This window comes from Mesorhizobium sp. M4B.F.Ca.ET.203.01.1.1, assembly GCF_004791025.1.
GTDB classification, from domain to species: Bacteria; Pseudomonadota; Alphaproteobacteria; order Rhizobiales; family Rhizobiaceae; genus Mesorhizobium; species Mesorhizobium abyssinicae.
Map to the genome: position 1 here is coordinate 1 of NZ_SRUO01000164.1, position 330 is coordinate 330.

Below are 330 nucleotides of genomic sequence, written 5' to 3' on the forward strand. Positions count from 1 at the left end.
CCAACGGCAGCATCAACCAGAACGGTTCGGTGTCGGTCACCAGCGGCGGCAGCACCACCGCGCGCGCCGACAACATCACCTGGAAGGTGGCCAACGCCGCCGAAGTCAACACCGCGATGACCGGTGCCTTCAGTGCTGCCGGCTACGAAGTGGTGGAAGCCGAGTACGTGGAAGGCGAGTCGCGCGGCCTGCTTAGCATCGAGCGCATCCGCAAGGACTTCAGCACCGGCAACGACCTGGCCCCGGCCACCCTGCGTGACACCGCCAACGGCATCCGCGCGGCCAACATCCCCTACATCGCCGTCGGCACGCTCGACGTCGGCATGCGCG

The 330-nt window shown here is 67.6% G+C and carries 1 pseudogene; it reads left to right on the forward strand.

Annotated elements, in window-relative coordinates:
* Positions 1 to 330: pseudogene (locus tag EN846_RS34135) on the forward strand (hypothetical protein); the annotation flags it as partial.